Source organism: Mesorhizobium sp. WSM3864, from assembly GCF_002294955.1.
GTDB lineage: Bacteria > Pseudomonadota > Alphaproteobacteria > Rhizobiales > Rhizobiaceae > Mesorhizobium.
In genome coordinates, this window is record NZ_NSGD01000006.1 from 1 (window position 1) to 16,966 (window position 16,966).

Genomic DNA, 16,966 nt, shown 5'->3' on the forward strand with positions numbered 1-16,966 from the left:
GGGATGATGATCCCGCCGGCTGTCTTGGATTCGGATTCAACCCGGCGAACGACCACGCGGTCATGAAGCGGGCGGAACTTGGACTTTGCCATGTTGTCTTCCTCGAATGAGAACGGTGAGAACTGTTCCTCCATCCGGCGAGGCCGCCGGATATAAGTTAGCACTCACCTAAGGCGAGTGCTAACGTGGCGCTGAGATAGGCTGATGGCATGCGAGAGTCAAGGCGCGCGGGGAGGGGCAATGGCGCAATTTTTCTCAGGCGGAGCGCTGGGCGGAAATGCGGTGGCTGCGCGAAGCGTGGGCGAGCAATCCAGCTCGTTTAGTCCAGGCGCTTCGGCGAGCGCAACACCAGCAGCGGGCAGCGTTCGGCCAGACCGTATGTGCCGCTAGAGGTCAGCCGGAGATCTTCGAAGAAGGTCCGGCCTTCCTCGATGAGCGCTGCCGCGGGGGCGAAACTGTAGACGGCGGACGAGTTCCGGTAGACGTCTATGGTTCCGATGACCGGCAGTTCCCATCCGGTTCGGGCCGAAAGCTCCTCGCGGTCGGGAAACACCCTTTCGAACTGTTCGAGGATGGCTTTGACCGGGATCGTGTAATCCGGCGCGTCGCCGATCGCGGTCATGGCCACGCGCCATTTGAGCTCATGGAAAGTCGAGACGCCGCCGCTTAGTGCCAGAGCGCGGACATCCTTCGGGTCGTCCGGCGTTGCGGGAGAGGCGTAAAGCCTGATGCCGGCGCGGCCGTCGGACTTGAGCGCGCGTGCGATCGACGCAAATAGCGTGCGCCTGAGGCCGGCATCGCCGATGACCGAGAGACATCCGTCGCCGATCAGCGCCTCGACGCTTGCATCGGCGCACGGCAGATCGAACCAGTCGCCCTGCACCGCCTTGCGCGTATCGGTGTCGCCCGGCCAGATGCCGGCAATCATGTCCGAAGACTCGTCGACCGCCGTCATCGTGGCGCCGAGCCCGGCGAGCTCGGGTGTCACGCCGAGCATCACGACATCCGACGGGGCAAGGTCGAGTTCGCGGTCGTAGCTTTCGACAACCTCCGCCGGCGGCCGCAGGGGTGTGCCGAGCAACTGCCAATGTTTGCGAATTGCATTCCAATGCTCGGTCATGCAAACCCCAGCCCGGTAGCGCGTTGTATCCGATCGAATAGTGGACGACGCTTGATAGGCCAAGGGAACAATGGCACGCATCGCCGTCATCACGCATGAGTTCGACCGCTTCCAAAGCCGGCGCGGGCTGCTATGGCGCCGGGACAGCCCGTACATGCTCTTCGATCTGCTGGAGGAACTGAAGAGGCGCGGCCATTCGGTGCAGGTCCTCAGCGGCACGTCGGCGAAGCCGGCCGCCGATATCGCGGTGCTGCATGTCGACGCGACGGTTACGTCGCCCGATTATGTCGAGTATGCCCGCGCCTTTCCCTTCTGCCTCAATCTCGGCGCCGCCGACATTTCCAAGCGCCGCATCAGCGGAGCCGTCGTCGGCAAGGACGACGGCTGGAAAGGGCAGGTTATCGTCAAGAGCAGCCTCAACCATCGGGGAACGCCGGAACAGCAACTGAATCGGCGCGCGCGGCGCGCCGGCAAGCCGATGCCCTTCCCCGGCGTCGAATCTTTCGACCAATACCAGATCCATGCCTCGCTCGCCGACGTTCCGGCCGAGCTGTTCGGACGCGAGGACCTCATTGTGGAAAAATTCATTCCCGAGCCTGAGCCGGATGGCTTTGCCGCCCGTTTCTGGCTGTTCTGCGGCGAGCGCGAGCGCTGCACACGCCACGTCTCGCCGCAGAGCCTGGTCAAGGGCGACGACACGATCCGTCGCGAGGCGGTTCCCGTACCGGACGAGCTTCGCGCGCTAAGGCGCAAGCTCGGCTTCCACTACGGAAAGTTCGATTTCGTCATGCATGAGGGCAGGGCGGTGCTGCTCGATGCCAACAAAACGCCTGGACGCGCCCGCAATCTGTCGAGCTTCATCGCCGCCGGCAATGCCAATCTTGCCGACGGCTTCGAAGGGTTGATCCGCCAACACGCTTAGATATTCATGCCGCCCGAGACCTCGATGCGCTGGGCGTTGACCCAGCGATTGTCCTCCGACAGCAGCGAGGCGATCATCGGCCCGATATCGTCGGCGACGCCGGCGCGGCCGAGCGCCGTCATGCCAGCCACGACGCGGTTGATCTCGGCGTCGTCGCGCACATGGCCGCCGTTGAAGTCGGTGGCGATGGCGCCGGGCGCCACGGTGTTGGCGGTGATGCGGCGCTGGCTGAGCTCCTTGGCGAGGTAGCGCGTGAACACCTCGATGCCGCCCTTCATCATCGCATAGGCGGCCGAGCCCGGAACCGAGAAGCGCGCCAGCCCGCTCGACACGTTGACGATGCGGCCGCCATCGTTGATCAGCGGCAGCAGCGCCTGGGTTAGGAAGAACACGCCTTTGAGATGGATGTTCATCAGCGTGTCGAATTCCTCTTCCGTGGTCTCGGCGATCGGCTTGCGGAGGCCGGTGCCGGCATTGTTGACGAGATAATCGAAGCGGTCGCGCTGCCAGGTTTCCTGGAGCGTCTTTGTCAACGCCGCGACGAAAGCCGGGAAGGTGGCAACGGCGCCGGCGTCGAGCTCAAGCGCCGCGGCGCGGCTGCCGGCGGCCTCGATCTCGGCGATCGCCGCCTTCGCCTCGTCGGCGCGCGAGCGGTAGGTGAGGATGACGTCGACGCCCTTGCGGGCGAGGTTGAGCGCTGTGTTGCGGCCGAGGCCGCGGCTGCCGCCGGTGATGAGGGCAATGGCGCGAGTGGTCATGGTGAAAATCTCCGTCTTGGCGATGGTGATCCATATACTCGCGCGAATGACCGATATAATCTGGCATGGATTGCCAACTCTATTCAAGATTTGCGAACAATCAGCGATGGACAGGTTCGACAGCATGCGGCTCTTCACCCGCGTCGTGGAACGGCGCAGCTTCACGGCGGCCGCTGCCGATCTCGGCCTGCCGCGCTCCAGCGCCACCGCCGCGATCAAGCAGTTGGAGGAGCGGTTGGGCGTGCAGCTGCTGCGTCGCACCACGCGCCACGTCACCACCACGCTCGACGGTGAAGCCTATTACCAGCGCTGCATCGGCATCCTGGCCGACATCGAGGATGCCGAGGGCGGCTTCGGCGCGCATGAGGTGCGCGGGCGCCTCAGCGTCGACGTCAACGGCCATATGGCGCGCACTTTCCTGCTGCCGGAACTGCCGGCGCTGCTCGTCCGATATCCGGGCCTGACCGTGCATATCGGCGAAGGCGACCGCCTCGTCGACCTCGTGCGCGAAGGCGTCGATTGCGTCATCCGGGCCGGCACGCTTCCCGACAGCGACATGATCGTGCGGCGTCTCGGCATCGCGCGCGAAATCACCGTGGCCAGCCCCGCCTATCTCGAACGCCACGGCGTGCCGCGCACGCCGGACGACTTGGCTGGGCACATGATGATCGGCTTCGTGTCGTCGCGCACGAGGCAGGTGATGCCGCTGGAATTCACCGTCGACGGCATGGTTCGCGAGATCGTCCTGCCGTCGCGGGTCACGGTCGCCAATTCGGACACGAGTGCTGCGCTGGTCCGGCTGGGCTTCGGGCTGTTCCAGGCGCCAAGGCTCCGATATGCGGACGACCTCGAGGCAGGCCGGCTGGTCGAAGTGCTTCCCGATTTCCCGCCGACGCCCACGCCGATCTCGGTGCTCTATCCGCCGAGCCGGCAGTTGTCGCCACGGGTCAGGGTGTTTGTCGATTGGCTGGTGGAGATCCTGGGGCCGAAGCTGGATGCGGGGTAAGTTGGCAATCGCGGAGGGGATCGTATCCAGCGGTCGTCATACTAGGGCGGAGCAAGGAGCGAAGCGACGCGCGCAGACCCTAGGATCCATGCCGTGACGCTAAGGCGTTGCAAGGACTGCAGAATTCTCCGCCGTTGCGCTCTATGACGGAGTCGCGGCATGGATCCTCGGGTCAAGCCCGAGGATGACCACCGTTAGGGCATGCCTACAAAAACAGCCGCAACTGCGCGTGGATGATCGACCGGTAATCCTCGATCGTGCGCCGGCCTTCCGCCTCGTCCTGCGTCAGCGCCAGCCGCACGACCCCGCCGGCGAGCTGGAAGATCAGGAACACCACGCGCCCGAACGCCTCGCGCTGCTTAGGCTTCAGCATCGGCGCCACACGGTCGCAGAACATCTGCGCCTGATGCCGCGTCTCGGCGATGTCGAGATGCTGCAGCGCCTTGTCGGCCTGGATCGCGTTCTGCAGATCCTGGATCGCCGGATCCGCCGCGACACGGCCGTAGTAATCGTCGAGCAGCCGATCGGCTGCAGCGGTCACGTCATCCACTCCCCGGATATCGGCGATGATCGCGCCGAAGCGAGCCCGGCTCTCCTCCGAGAAACGCTCGTAGAGCATCGCCAAGATCGCCGACTTGCTTGGAAAATAATGATAGACCGTGGCGATCGGCCCGCCCGCCAGCGCGCCGACTTCCTTCATCGTGACCGCGTCTATGCCCTTCTCGCCGATCAGCCGCATGGTCGTAGCGAGGATCGCGTCGATGCGCTCGCGGCTGCGCTCTTGCTTGGGCCTGCGCCTCGGTTCCGTCGCCGTTTGCCTTGCTTGCCTCATCTCGCGCGGGCGTCGTGGATTCTCGGTTGACAGGAAACTGATCAAGTATCAGTTTCGGGAATGCTGACAAGTTGTCAGTTTTTTCACCGGGCTGCAAGGGAGGGCGCCTCGTGACTGCAACCGATGCCGCGCATGCGGAAAATGGCGACTGGCTGGTCGGCAATCCGACCGGCCTGCAACTCGCCGCGGCGCTCTGGATCGGCTCGGTCGGCCTGCTCATCCTGGGCTTGCAGCCGGTGCTGCTCGGCGCGCTCTATAGCGAGGGTCATGTCACCGGTGACGAGCTGGCGCTGGTCGCCACCGCCGAGATGATCGCGATCGCCGTCGGCTCGGCGATCGTGGCGATGCTCTTGCCGGCGCGCAACATGCGCTGGAAGAGCGCCGCGCTTTTGGTGCTGCTGGCGCTCGCCAATTTCTGGACCGCCTATACGATGAGCTCCAATGCGCTGATCGGCGCGCGCACCCTCGCCGGGCTGGCTGAGGGTGGCTTGGTCGCCGTGGCGACCGAATTGATCGCCCGCTCGCGCCGGGCCGAGCGCATCGGCGGCTATTTCGTCACGCTGCAGACCTTGGCGCAATGCGCGCTGGCGCTGCTGCTCGCGCTTTATGCCGTGCCTGCCGCCGGCGCGGCCGGCGGCTTTGTCGCGCTCGGCGTTGTCTGCCTGTTGTCGCTCGTCGTTGCGTGGATCGTGCCGGACGACTACGCCGACCTGCCGAAGGACGAGCATTTTGCCAATGTGCTCACCGTGCCGGCGATCACGGCGCTGCTGTCGATCTTCTGCTACTTCATGTTCTTCGGCGCCGTCTGGGCATTTCTGGAGCCGCTCGGCGCCGAGTTCGGCATAGACGGCCGCACCGTCGGCCTGATGGTCTCGGCAAGCCTTGCCGCGCAGGTCATGGGCGCCATGACCGCCACCGTCTTCGAAGCGCGCATCGACTACCGCTTCGCCATCACCGTCATCGGCGCCATCGCGACGATCAGCTCGGTGCTGCTCGCTTCCGGCCCCGGGCTTTCGGTCTTCTGGTCGGTGGCGCTGGTGATGGGCTTCATCCTGCTCTTCATCGTGCCCTATCAGATCCGGCTGGCGATCACCGCCGACGAGACGCGCAATGCGGTACTGCTCGTGCCGGCGGCGCAGCTCTTCGGCCTCGCCATCGGCCCGGTCGCCGCCTCGCTGCTGATCGACGGCCAAAATTTCCGGCCGGTGCCGGAATTCGCCGCGGCAAGCGCGTTGGCCAGCGTGGCGCTGCTCGGCGTCTTCGTGCTGGTTGCCGGGCGCCGCGTTCCAGCCTGAGCGGGAGGTGACCATGGCAAACGCCTGGAGCAACTGGTCGGGTTTCGTGAACGCCGCGCCGAAGCTGATCGCCACGCCAGCCGATGTCGGCGAGCTGGCCGATCTGGTGCGTTCCGCGCCCGGTCCGCTGCGCGTCGCCGGCGCCGGCCATTCCTTCACGCCGCTGGTGCAGTCCGACGGCACCATCATCTCGCTGGCGAAGATCGAAGGGCTGGTTTCGCATGACGCCGCAGCCAATCGGGCACGCGTGAGGGCAGGCACAAGGCTTGGCGCGCTGATGCACATCCTGCAGGACATCGGCCAGGGCCTGCCCAATATGGGCGACATCGACAAGCAAGCGATCGGCGGCGCGCTGGGCACCGCGACGCATGGTTCCGGCCCGACGCTCGGCGCCTATCATACGCAGCTCGAGGCGGTGCAGTTCGTCGACGGGCAAGGCAAGCTGCGCGAATACAGCCGGGCGGGCGACCAGGATATGATCCATGCCACCGGCGTCGCGCTCGGCGCTTACGGCGTGCTCACCGAAGTGACGATGAACAACATCCCGACCTACCGGCTGCGGCGCCGCAAATGGGTGTTGCCGATCGGCGATATGCTGCGCGACTTCGAGACGATGATGGCCGCACACCGTTCGGCAGAGTTTTATTACATCCCGTTCTCCGGCCATGCGCAGTTCATCGCCAGCGATCTCAGCGACGCTCGGCCTTCGCCGCGGCCGACCGAGGATGACGAGGAGAGCCTGGCGACATTGCGCAAGCTGCGCACCGTGCTGCGCTGGCTGCCGGCGCTCCGCCGGGCGCTGATCAAGGGTGCGGTCAAGAAGGTGCCGGCCGAGGATTATGTGCAGGACTGGCTCAACGTCTACGCCAGCGACCGTCGCACCAAATTCAACGAGATGGAGTATCACCTGCCTTACGAGGACGGTCCGAAGGCGCTAGCCGAGATCATCGCGCTGAGCGAAAAGCACTTCCCGGAAGTCTATTTCCCGATGGAGGTGCGTTCGGTCGCCCCGGACGAATTCTGGCTTTCGCCCTTCCACAGGAGGCTGACCTGCTCGATCGCCATTCATCACGACGTGGCGAACGATCCGCTTCCTTTCATGCGCGCGGCCGAGCCGATCTTCCGCAAATATGGCGGGCGGCCGCATTGGGGGAAGATGCACAGCTTGACGGCGGCGGATTTCAAGAAACTCTATCCGCGCTGGGATGACGCAATGGCGGTGCGCCGCGACATCGATCCTGGGAACCGCTTCGTGTCGCCCTATATGGCCGGCCTGTTCGGCATCCAACAATGAGCGCCTATTTCGCCGAGCTGTCGAAGGCGCTCAAGGCCGCCGAAATCTTTCGGCCCTGCCTGGTGCTCGACCGCGACCGGCTGGACGCCAACATCGCGCTGGTGAAGCAGAGGCTGGCGCCGGGTCTTGCCGTGCGGTTGGTCGACAAGTCGCTGCCTTGCCTGCCGCTGCTTTCGCATATCGCCAAGAGGCTCGAAACCGGCCGCTTCATGACCTTCCATTCGCCGGTGACGCAGGCGGTGCTCGACGCCTTTCCCGCGGCCGATCTCCTCTATGGCAAGCCGATGCCGGTGGGTGCGGCGAAAGCGGCGCTGGCTAGAGGCGACGCCGGCGGGTGGTCGCGCGTCTGCTGGCTGATCGACACGCCGGAGCGCCTGTCCGAATACGGTGCGCTCGCCGCAGCGTTCGGCACCGAACTGCGCTTCGCCTTCGAGGTCGATGTCGGCCTGCATCGCGGCGGCTTTTCCGGTCCTGCCGAGATCGGGGCGCTGGCCATACCGAAGGGCCTGCGCTGCGAAGGCATCATGGCCTATGAAGCGCATGCGCCGGAAATTCCCGGGCTGTTCGGCGGCGCGGCCGGCGCGCTGAAAAAGGCCGCGGCGAAGGCTGCCGAGTTCGTCGCGGCCCTCGATGCGGACCAGCGCCGCATCCTCAACATCGGCGGTTCCAAGACGGCGCTGCTGCATGGCGGCGGCGTGGCCAACGAAGTGTCGATCGGCTCGGCCTTCGTGCTGCCCAGCGATTTCGACACGCCCGGCCTCGACGGCTTCCGGCCGGCCGCTCTCATTGCGACGCCGATCCTGAAGGCGCTCGATCCGGTGCTCCCCGGCCCGGCGGCTATCTCCCGCACGCTGCAGGCGCTCGGCTTCTTCCCGAAGAAGGCCTGCTATCTCTATGGCGGCAAGTGGATGGCCGAACCGGTGTTCCCCGCAGGCATGAAGCCGAACGGCCTGATCGGGCTGTCGTCCAACCAGCAGTTCATGGGGCTCCCGGCGGGCGCGGAGGTGAAGCCGGGTGACTACGCCTTCCTGCGGCCGACGCAGAGCGAGGCGGTGCTGCAGCATTTCGGCTCGCTCGCGGTGTTTGCCGGTGGGCGGATTGTCGAGTTCTGGCCGGCGCTGCCGATGGGGTAAACGGGCGCGCCAACTGTCTTCGATCCTTCGCGCCCCCCTCTGTCCTAGATTGGCTGTGTCGGCGCTTCGCATATCCTGAAATGTTGGAAATTGGCGAAAGCCAACGCGACAGCCGATCTCCCCCCAAGTGGGGGAGATGTCCGGCAGGACAGAGGGGGGCGCTGTCCCGCCGGCCCAAAGAAGCTCGGCACAACCATATTATTGACTCAGTCAACTAAATGATCGATCCTGTCCGCGACAGGAGGAATTCCCATGACCATCCACGATCACCCCGGCAAGCAGCGCATCGATGCCGTGCGCGCCTTCAACCGATTCTACACCCGCCAGATCGGCCTGCTCGACGAAGGCCTCCTGAAGAGCCCTTTCTCGCTGACCGAGGCGCGCGTGCTTTACGAGCTTGCCCATCGCGACGGGCTGGTCGCCAGCGACCTGGTGCGCGACCTCGATCTCGACCCCGGCTATGTCAGCCGGCTGCTGAAAAAATTCGAGGAGCGCGGCCTGGTCGAGCGCGCCGCCACGGAGGCCGACGCGCGGCGGTCTTCGATCGCGCTGACGCCCGCGGGCAGGGAGGCGTTCGCGCCGCTCAACCAGGATTCTCACGACCAGGTGCGCGCGCTGCTCGATCGCCTGGCGCCGACCGACCAGGAGCGTCTGGTCAAGGCGATGCGCACGGTGCAGGACCTGCTCGGCGACAAACCCCAACCCAAAGTTCCCTATATCCTGCGGCCGCTGCAGGTCGGCGACATCGGCTGGATCACGCATCGCCAGGGCCTCATCTACGCGCAGGACTATGGCTGGGACGAAACCTACGAGGCGCTGGTTGCCGAGATCCTCGGCGAGTTCGTCAAGAACTTCGTTCCGCAATGGGAGCGCAGCTGGATCGCCGAGCGCGAAGGCGAGGTGGTCGGCTCGGTTTTCGTCATGCGCAAGTCGCCCAAGGTGGCGAAGCTCAGGCTGCTCTATGTCGAGCCGTCGGCGCGCGGCCTCGGCATCGGCCGACGGCTGGTAGACGAGTGCATCGCGTTCTCGCGCGCCAAGGGCTACAAGACGCTGACGCTGTGGACGAACGACATTCTTGGCTCGGCCCGCCGCATCTACCAGGCGGCGGGCTTCAAGCTGGCCGAGGAAGAGCGCCACCATTCCTTCGGCAAGGATTTGGTCGGCCAGACGTGGAATTTGGAACTGTAGCGCCTTTTCCTTCTCCCCTTGTGGGAGAAGGTGGATCGGCGCGCAGCGCCGAGACGGATGAGGGGTGTTCCAGGGAACGCCGGCGTCTCACTCCACTGGAACACTCCTCATCCATCGCCTTCGGCGAGACCTTCTCCCGCAAGGGGAGAAGGAGGAAGGCGTCTCAACCTTTGATCGGCACCCAGATCTCCAGCCCGCCATTGCCGCTGCGCGGATCGAATTCGGGGCCGTAACGCTCGAAGTCCGGGGCGTCGGCGATCTCATGTCCGGATGCAGGCAGCCACCTGTTCCAGATGGTATTGACCGTGCGTCGGATGGTCGAGATGTGCTCGCGATGCGCAAACACGGCATATTTCTGCGCCGGCACTCGAACCCGGTAAAAATCCTTCGGCAGATCGGAAAAATCCGACACCTCGACGCCGGCGACATAGTCGAAATTGCCGGCATCGTCGCCATTGGTGCAAACGCCGTAGGCGACGTCAGGAACCTCGCCGGGAATGTTGCCGATGTAGGGTCCGAAGCGCTGCCACAGCATTGGGATGCCGGCGCTGGTCTCGCAGCTGTAGCGCTCGCCGAGCCCGGCGATGAGAAACGCCCGGCTGGTCTCGAAGCGCGGCGGCTCGAGCGCGGTGAGAAGCGAACTGTCCATGAGGATGGGCTCCACGAGGTCGAGGTTTTGGGTCGAGCCTCCAGCGCGCACCAGTTCCGGCGTGGTGCCGAACTGGTCGCGGAAGGCCCGTGTGAAAGCCTCATGCGAGCCGTAGCCGGCATCGAGAGCGACCGCCAGGATGTCGCTCGCGCCGCCCGCGAGCTTGCGCGCCGCTTCGCTGAGCCGCCGCGCCCGCATATAGCCCATGACGGACCGGCCGGTGGCGGCGCCGAAGGCGCGCGTCACATGGAAGCGCGACACGCCGCTGCTTGCCGCGACATCGTCGAGCGAAATCGCATCCGGCAGATGGCTTTCGACAAACCACAGCGCTTTCTCGGTCGGGTTCATGGCTCCTCTTCGCATTGGCCGGATCATGGTGCCGTCTCTCGGAGCACTCAGTTTGATCGAAATTGCGCATCCCGCAATCCATTCGCCGATCGACACGGTTTGCGCGTGGACCACGGCACAGGCGCTAAGCGCTTGCGTCGATTTGGAAAATTCCCCCCAATAATAGTCAGCTCGGCGTTCGATCGCTCAATTGACCGCCGCAAAGGCTGCGGCATAGGTAGCGGCTGGAAATCTGCGCAGAAGGATCGGATAGTCGGTGGGTGGCCGCTGCGACGAGCCAACCTCCTGATGTTGCCGGGTTTGCAAGACGCTGCATCAATGCAGCGCCTTGGCGTCTGTGGGGCGCAAAGCATCGAGAAGTTTGGATTGCGCCTGGTCCATGGACAGGCGTGGGGGTGACTTGTGACGTTCAATTTTGCCGAAACTGTTGCGCATTGTGCGCCGTCCCGAGGGCGTGCGTGCAAGGGATTGGCCCTTTTGACCGCCAGGTTCTGCGTTGGGCTGCTGATCGGTCTGGCGCTTTGGGTGGCAACCGTAGTTGAAAGCCGCGCCCAGTCGAGCACTCCATCGATCACTGTCACCTCGCGCCCGGCCCAGTTCCGCTTCGTTGGACAGGTGATGAAGCTGACCTTCACAGCCTATTCCGGCAACAGGGTGTTCACGACCGCGACGGTCGACCCGCGTGGTCTCGGTCCGAATATGCCGGACTGCGAGAGCCCGCCGCAGCAAACCGGCGCCACCTTCACCTGCACCTCGACCTATACCGTGACTCCGCTCAACATGGCGTCGGGTTCGTTTTCCGGCGCGCCGATCCTCAAATGGACCACACCCAGCGGCAGCAGGACCGGCGCCAACTTCACCGTGCCGCTGGCCCCGCCGGACACCAACCCGCCGAACCTTATCCTGCCGTCCAACATCACCGTCGGCACAGACACCGGCAAGCCGACAGCCGTCGTCAACTACGCCGTCAGCGCTGTCGATCCCGAGGACGATGTCGCGGATCTGCTGTTGACCGGCGGGCTCGCCTCCGGCGGCACCTTTCCGCTCGGCGTCACCACGGTCAGTTACTCAGCGACCGATCCGTCCGGCAACGTCACCAACGGTTCCTTCACGGTCACCGTCGAGGATCGTGAAGCCCCGGTGGTGAGCCTTCCCACCGACATCAGCGACAACGCGCCAGCCGGTGCGACGGGCCAGGCCGTGACCTTCACGGCGACCGCCGCCGACAATGCCGACCCGAATCCGACCGTCTCTTGCGCGCCGGCCTCGGGCAGCACCTTCGCCATCGGCGAGACCACGGTGAGCTGCACGGCCAAGGACGTTGCGGGCAACACCAGCGCTGCCAAGACCTTCAAGATCACCATCAACGACGTGACCCCGCCTGCATTGAGCGTGCCTGCCGACATCGCTGCAAACACCGATCCCGGCAAGCCGACGGCAACGGTCACCTACAGCGCGACGGCCACCGATGCCGGCGATCCAGCGCCCGTTGTCAGCTGCCTGCCGGCCTCCGGGAGCGCCTTCGCCACGGGCGAAACCACCGTTTCCTGCACCGCCAGGGACGCCAGCAACAACATTGCCGGCCCAGCGACCTTCAAGGTGGCGGTCAGCGACCACGAAGCGCCGGTGGTGACACCGCCTGCGGACATAACCGTCGGCACCGATGCCGGCGTCGCGACCGCTGTCGTCACCTATCCCAATGCCACGGCCAAGGACAATGTCGACGGCGATGGCACCGTCACGCCGGTCGTCGCCTCGGGCAGCCTGCCTTCCGGCAGCATCTTCCCGCTGGGCACAACCACCGTCTTCTTCGATGCCACAGACGCCGCCGGCAACACCGGTACGGCAAGCTTCAAGATAACGGTCAACGACACGGAGGCGCCGACGCTGAGCCTGCCCGCCAACATTGTCGTCGCCACCGATCCCGGCAAGGCCGGCGCCATTGTGACCTACAGTGTGTCGGCGACCGACGTTGTTGATGGTGCCGTCACGCCCACCCAGACGAGCGGGCTTGCTTCCGGCGCCGAGTTTCCGGCCGGCACGACAACCGTCACCTTCACCGCCACCGACAAGCAAGGCAACACCAGCTCGGGATCGTTCACCGTCACCGTGCAGGACCGTGAGGCTCCGGTGGTGAATGTTCCCGCCAACGTCACCGTCAACACCGAGACCGGCAAGAACACCGCCACTGTGACCTACAACGTCTCGGCCACCGATGCCGCTGGTGGTGCTGTCACGCTCACCCAGACGGCGGGGCTGGCTTCCGGCGCCAGCTTTCCGGTCGGCACGACAACCGTCACCTGGACGGCCACCGACAGTACGGGCAATGTCGGTTCTGGGTCCTTCATCGTTACCGTCGTCGACGCCGAAGCACCGGAGCTGACAGTGCCGGCCAACATCGTCGTCGACAGCGATCCCGGCAAGGCCAGCGCCACCGTGACCTACAGCGTGTCGGCGACCGACGCGGTGGACGGCGCGGTGACACCCGTGCAGATTGCGGGGCTTGCTTCCGGCGCCAGCTTTCCGGTCGGCACGACAACGGTGACCTTCAGGGCGACCGACAGCCGGGGCAACGCCAGCGATCCGAAGTCTTTCACCGTCACGGTGACCGATAACCAGGCGCCGGCGCTGAACGTGCCAGCCAACATCAGCGTTTCCACCGATGCCGGCAAGCCGACAGCCAAGGTAACCTACAATGTGTCGGCGACAGATCTGGTCGGCGGCGACGTGCAGCCGCAACTGGTCGCTGGCCTTGTCTCCGGCAGCGATTTCCCGATAGGCACCACGACCGTGACCTACAGGGCCATTGACCAGCAAGGCAATGCGAGCGCCGAACGATCGTTCACCGTTACCGTCGCCGATGGCGAGCCGCCGGTGCTGACCGTGCCGACCAACATCACCGTCACGGTGGCCTATGGCGAGACCTCGGGCACGGCGAATTGGGCGCCGCCGACCGCCACCGACAATTCGCAGGGCACAGTCAGCACGACCCAGATTGCGGGCCTTGCCTCCGGCAGCAGCTTCCCGCTCGGCACCACGACCAACACCTTCGAGGCCAGGGACGCCGCCGGCAACACCGCCACGGCCTCGTTCACGGTGACTGTCAGCACAACGCAGCCCGGCAACGTCACCTTCCTGGTCAACTCGCCTGCCGACGGCAGCTTCGGTTTCTCCTCGCCCGAGCCGGCGCTCAATGTGGCGGTCAACAGCAGCGGCGGCCATGGCTCTTCCGGCGCCATCGCACTGGCGCCGGGCACCTACGCGTTCAGCTTCACGGCGCCGAACGGCGTCGACATCGCCTCGGCTCAGTGTTCGGACCCGGGCTCGGCCATCAACGCGGCCAGCAAGAGTGGCAAGCTGAAGGTGGTCCCGGGCGGCAACATAAGCTGCACGATCTCGACCAGCGATTCCGCCGACAAGGCGGTGGCGCTGATCGGCTCGTTCCTGGAAAGCAGGTCCGACATCATCATCGCCAACCAGCCCGACATCGACCGCCGCATCGAACGGCTGACCGGCGCTTATTCGGGCAATGGCGGCATGACCGCCTTCGGCATGCCGATCGGCGGCAGCCAGTTGCCGATCGGCCTGCAGATCGCTGCCGACCGCACCACCTTCGGCTACAGCCTGCAGCGGGCGCAGATGAGCGAGCAGGCCAATGAAGGCACAGACCAGACGAGCGCCGTGCAATCCGGAACCGGCGCGCCCGGCACGCAACTGCCGCTCAGCGCTTACTGCGGCCGATTGCCTTCGGCCAATGCGCCATTCCAGCATGCATTCGGCCCGGACACTGCCGGCTCTGTTGCTAGCACCGAGGCGCCGTCCGACCCGATGGCCCGGCGTTTCGATGTCTGGACGGAAGGCACGATCGGCCGTTTCAAGTCGGGCAGCGGCGACGGCAGCTTCGGCATCGCCCATGCCGGCGTCGACTATCTGCTGAGCCCGGCCATGCTGGTCGGCCTCAGCCTTCAGGTCGACTGGCTGGACCAGGATCGCGAAGACGGCGCCGCCGTCACCGGCGTGGGCTATCTTGTCGGCCCCTATGCCACGGTGCGGCTCTCCGACCATTTCTATCTCGACGCGCGCGCCGGCTGGGGTCAATCGTTCAACCAGGTCTCGCCGCTTGGGACCTTCAATGACAAGTTCGACGGTAATCGCTGGCTGGCCACCGCAGCATTGATCGGCAGCTTCGACATCGAACGCTGGAAGATCAAGCCTGAAGCGCGGTTGACGATGTTCGAGGAAAAGACCGATGCCTATGTTGACGGTCTCGGCGTCGATGTGCCGTCTGTCGACGTGCGCACTGGCCAGTTCGCCTTCGGCCCCAGCATCAGCACGGATATGCAGTTGGAGGGCGGTCTGGTGATGACACCGTTCGTCGACCTGCAAGGCATCTGGACCTTCATGCAGAACAATACCGCGACAGCGTCGACGGAAACGCCCGGACTGGCCGAGACCGGCTTGCGCGGGCGGGCCGAAACCGGCGTCGCGCTTTCAGCGGGCAACGGCATGTCGATCAACGCCTCGGCCTTCTATGACGGCCTGGGCAGCAGCAGCTACAGCGCCTTAGGTGGCAAGCTGGGGCTGAGCCACAGGTTCTGAGGGCCGACGACCGGATCACTACAAGCCTCGATCAATCCCGACGCGAGCTTGCCCGTCAGGCAAACCGGATTGAATCCCGACCGGCAAATTCGAAAGCCTTGCGCCTGTTGCCGTTACTTGTCGCTTTGCATTTGGCGGGGCAGCGATCCACTGCGCTGGAAGCCGGTTTGATCGAAATTGCGCAGTGCGCAATAATAGCAACGTGCATGCCGGGTTGAGTGGGATCGACTCGGCATTAGCGGCACGCGGGAAGGGGTGTCCCGATGACGACGGCGACGGCCGATCAGGTCTTCCGGTTTGGCGGGTTCACGCTCGACCTCGCCAAGGGAACGCTGCGCGGCATCAACGAGCCGCTGTTCCTGCGGCCGAAAGCCTACGCGCTGCTTTCGCATCTCGCCCGCAATATGGGCCGCGTCGTGCCGAAGTCGGAGCTGATGGATGTCGTCTGGCCCGGCGTCTATGTCACCGAGGATTCGCTCACCCAGTCGGTGCGCGAGATCCGCAAGGTGCTGGGCGAGGACATGGTGCGCACCGTCTCCAAGCGCGGCTATATGCTTGCCGCGGAAGCCGAAGCGGCGCCCGAGATCAGCAGCCAACCGATCGTGGCGGTGGTGCGCTTCCGCAACGAGAGCGGCGATCCGGCCGACGAGGCGATGGTCGACGGCTTTGCCGAGGATCTCATCAACGGCGTGGCGCGCTTTGGCACCGTGACGGTGCTGGCGCGCAATTCGAGTTTTTCCTTCGCCTCTTTCGGCCGCGCCGAATGGCCGCAGATTCGCGCCCGCATCGGCGCAGACTACCTGGTCGAGGGCTCGCTGCGCCGCCAGGGCGAGCATGTCGTGGTGGCCGTCAGCCTCGTCGACATCGCGAGCGCCAGCCAGCTCTGGGGCGACCGCTACCAGTCGCAGGGCGCCGGCCTGTTCGCGATCGAGCGCGACATCGTCGAGCAGATCGTCAGCCGCCTGGTCACGCGGGTCACCAACGCCGGCCTCGAGCAGGCCTCGCGCAAGCCGGTGACCAGCCTTGCCGCCTACGAGCTCCTGCTGCGCGGCTTTGCGCTGCTGCGCGATCCCGCTCAGACCGACCAGCGCGGCGCAGAGGCCTTGTTCGAGGCGGCGATCGCCAAGGATCCGAATTACGGGCTTGCCTATTCCTATCTCGCTTTGGCGCGCTCGCTCGACGGGGAGTTCGGACGCGCCACCGATGCTGTCCTGGAAAATGCGCGCGACCTTGCCGACAAAGGGCTGGCCCTGTCGCCCGACCAGCCGACCGGCCATCGCGTGCAGTCGCTGATCCGCCTCTATATGCGCGATCACGAGGCGGCCGAACATCACATGCGCATCGCCTTGCAGCTCAACCCTTATGACGCCGACAGCATCGAGCAGATGGGAATGCTGCTCACCATGCGCGGCCGGCCGCTGGAAGCGCTGACCTGGCTGGCGCGCGGCATCCGCATCGATCCGTTGCATCCGCACTGGTACCAGTTCGACCGCGCGCTGGCGCTCTACATGATGGGCGAATACCGGCAAGCGGCGGAAGCGCTGGAGCTCGCGACGCGGCCGGCACCCTGGATCAGGACGAGGCTGGCCGCCTGCTATGCCCAGATGGGCGATAGGGACAAGGGGCGGCGGCAGATCGCCCTCATCGAGGAGGGCGCTTCCTTCTCGCCGCTCGACTATGCGCTGCACGGCGTGCCGTTCGAAAATCCGGCCGATGCCGAGCATCTCTGCGAAGGCGTCAGGCTTGCCCTCGGCTAAAACATCTCGCACCCGGAAGTGTGCAGCGGCTCTGGGATATCAAAACAAAAACTTAAAGCGCGTCG

Annotated in this window: 12 protein-coding genes and 1 pseudogene; 8 read left to right on the plus strand and 5 right to left on the minus strand. The window is 65.2% G+C overall.

Features of this window, described 5'->3' with window-relative positions:
• Together CK215_RS14770 and CK215_RS14775 are read right to left on the minus strand one after the other, a co-directional pair.
• Positions 1-92, minus strand: a pseudogene (locus tag CK215_RS14770) (co-chaperone GroES); the annotation flags it as partial.
• Positions 93-319: 227 nt separating this feature from the next.
• Positions 320-1,120: a class I SAM-dependent methyltransferase gene (locus tag CK215_RS14775; protein ID WP_095829090.1), complete on the minus strand. Its 801-nt coding sequence runs from the start codon at positions 1,118-1,120 to the stop codon at positions 320-322.
• A 70-nt stretch (positions 1,121-1,190) separates the two neighbouring features.
• Between CK215_RS14775 and CK215_RS14780 the strand changes: the two genes are divergently transcribed.
• The gene (locus CK215_RS14780; RefSeq protein ID WP_095829091.1) at positions 1,191-2,042 is read left to right on the plus strand and encodes a hypothetical protein; all 852 of its coding nucleotides are present in this window, start codon (positions 1,191-1,193) and stop codon (positions 2,040-2,042) included.
• Here CK215_RS14780 and CK215_RS14785 read toward each other — a convergent pair.
• A complete protein-coding gene (locus tag CK215_RS14785; protein WP_095831351.1) occupies positions 2,039-2,800 on the minus strand; it encodes an SDR family oxidoreductase in 762 nt (253 codons plus the stop codon). The two genes, CK215_RS14780 and CK215_RS14785, sit on opposite strands and share 4 nt — an antisense overlap.
• A gap of 106 nt (positions 2,801-2,906) precedes the next feature.
• On the opposite strand from CK215_RS14785, the gene CK215_RS14790 reads away from it, so the two are divergent.
• The gene (locus tag CK215_RS14790) at positions 2,907-3,806 is read left to right on the plus strand and encodes a LysR family transcriptional regulator (RefSeq protein WP_095831352.1); all 900 of its coding nucleotides are present in this window, start codon (positions 2,907-2,909) and stop codon (positions 3,804-3,806) included.
• Between the two features lie 205 nt (positions 3,807-4,011).
• On the opposite strand, the gene CK215_RS14795 is transcribed toward CK215_RS14790, so the two are convergent.
• Positions 4,012-4,638, minus strand: a complete 627-nt coding sequence (locus CK215_RS14795; RefSeq protein WP_095831353.1) for a TetR/AcrR family transcriptional regulator — start codon at positions 4,636-4,638, stop codon at positions 4,012-4,014.
• A gap of 110 nt (positions 4,639-4,748) precedes the next feature.
• On the opposite strand from CK215_RS14795, the gene CK215_RS14800 reads away from it, so the two are divergent.
• From CK215_RS14800 to CK215_RS14815, 4 genes are all read left to right on the plus strand, one after another.
• Positions 4,749-5,933 (plus strand): MFS transporter, encoded by a 1,185-nt coding sequence (locus CK215_RS14800; RefSeq protein ID WP_095831354.1) that lies wholly within the window; start codon positions 4,749-4,751, stop codon positions 5,931-5,933.
• Between the two features lie 13 nt (positions 5,934-5,946).
• On the plus strand, positions 5,947-7,227 hold the full coding sequence (locus CK215_RS14805) for a D-arabinono-1,4-lactone oxidase (protein WP_095831498.1): 1,281 nt from the start codon (positions 5,947-5,949) through the stop codon (positions 7,225-7,227).
• On the plus strand, positions 7,224-8,360 hold the full coding sequence (locus CK215_RS14810; RefSeq protein WP_095831355.1) for an alanine racemase: 1,137 nt from the start codon (positions 7,224-7,226) through the stop codon (positions 8,358-8,360). Before CK215_RS14805 ends, CK215_RS14810 begins: the two co-directional genes overlap by 4 nt.
• 252 nt (positions 8,361-8,612) lie before the next feature.
• Complete coding sequence (locus tag CK215_RS14815) at positions 8,613-9,548, plus strand: bifunctional helix-turn-helix transcriptional regulator/GNAT family N-acetyltransferase (protein ID WP_095824847.1); 936 nt, start codon at positions 8,613-8,615, stop codon at positions 9,546-9,548.
• Positions 9,549-9,711: 163 nt separating this feature from the next.
• Here CK215_RS14815 and CK215_RS14820 read toward each other — a convergent pair whose 3' ends face one another.
• Positions 9,712-10,545, minus strand: a complete 834-nt coding sequence (locus CK215_RS14820; protein ID WP_095831356.1) for an AraC family transcriptional regulator — start codon at positions 10,543-10,545, stop codon at positions 9,712-9,714.
• 477 nt (positions 10,546-11,022) lie between these two features.
• Here CK215_RS14820 and CK215_RS14825 point away from each other — a divergent pair, with 477 nt between their 5' ends.
• The gene (locus CK215_RS14825; RefSeq protein WP_141245477.1) at positions 11,023-15,144 is read left to right on the plus strand and encodes an HYR domain-containing protein; all 4,122 of its coding nucleotides are present in this window, start codon (positions 11,023-11,025) and stop codon (positions 15,142-15,144) included.
• 263 nt (positions 15,145-15,407) lie between these two features.
• Positions 15,408-16,901: a winged helix-turn-helix domain-containing protein gene (locus CK215_RS14830; protein WP_095831358.1), complete on the plus strand. Its 1,494-nt coding sequence runs from the start codon at positions 15,408-15,410 to the stop codon at positions 16,899-16,901.
• Positions 16,902-16,966 lie beyond the last annotated feature (65 nt).

What these genes read in the sequence shown, in the direction of transcription:
- CK215_RS14775 (WP_095829090.1), bottom strand. Translation starts at nt 1,120, where the DNA reads ATGACCGAGCATTGGAATGCAATTCGCAAACATTGGCAGTTGCTCGGC.
- CK215_RS14780 (WP_095829091.1), top strand. Translation starts at nt 1,191, where the DNA reads ATGGCACGCATCGCCGTCATCACGCATGAGTTCGACCGCTTCCAAAGC.
- CK215_RS14785 (WP_095831351.1), bottom strand. Translation starts at nt 2,800, where the DNA reads ATGACCACTCGCGCCATTGCCCTCATCACCGGCGGCAGCCGCGGCCTC.
- CK215_RS14790 (WP_095831352.1), top strand. Translation starts at nt 2,907, where the DNA reads ATGGACAGGTTCGACAGCATGCGGCTCTTCACCCGCGTCGTGGAACGG.
- CK215_RS14795 (WP_095831353.1), bottom strand. Translation starts at nt 4,638, where the DNA reads ATGAGGCAAGCAAGGCAAACGGCGACGGAACCGAGGCGCAGGCCCAAG.
- CK215_RS14805 (WP_095831498.1), top strand. Translation starts at nt 5,947, where the DNA reads ATGGCAAACGCCTGGAGCAACTGGTCGGGTTTCGTGAACGCCGCGCCG.
- CK215_RS14810 (WP_095831355.1), top strand. Translation starts at nt 7,224, where the DNA reads ATGAGCGCCTATTTCGCCGAGCTGTCGAAGGCGCTCAAGGCCGCCGAA.
- CK215_RS14815 (WP_095824847.1), top strand. Translation starts at nt 8,613, where the DNA reads ATGACCATCCACGATCACCCCGGCAAGCAGCGCATCGATGCCGTGCGC.
- CK215_RS14820 (WP_095831356.1), bottom strand. Translation starts at nt 10,545, where the DNA reads ATGAACCCGACCGAGAAAGCGCTGTGGTTTGTCGAAAGCCATCTGCCG.
- CK215_RS14830 (WP_095831358.1), top strand. Translation starts at nt 15,408, where the DNA reads ATGACGACGGCGACGGCCGATCAGGTCTTCCGGTTTGGCGGGTTCACG.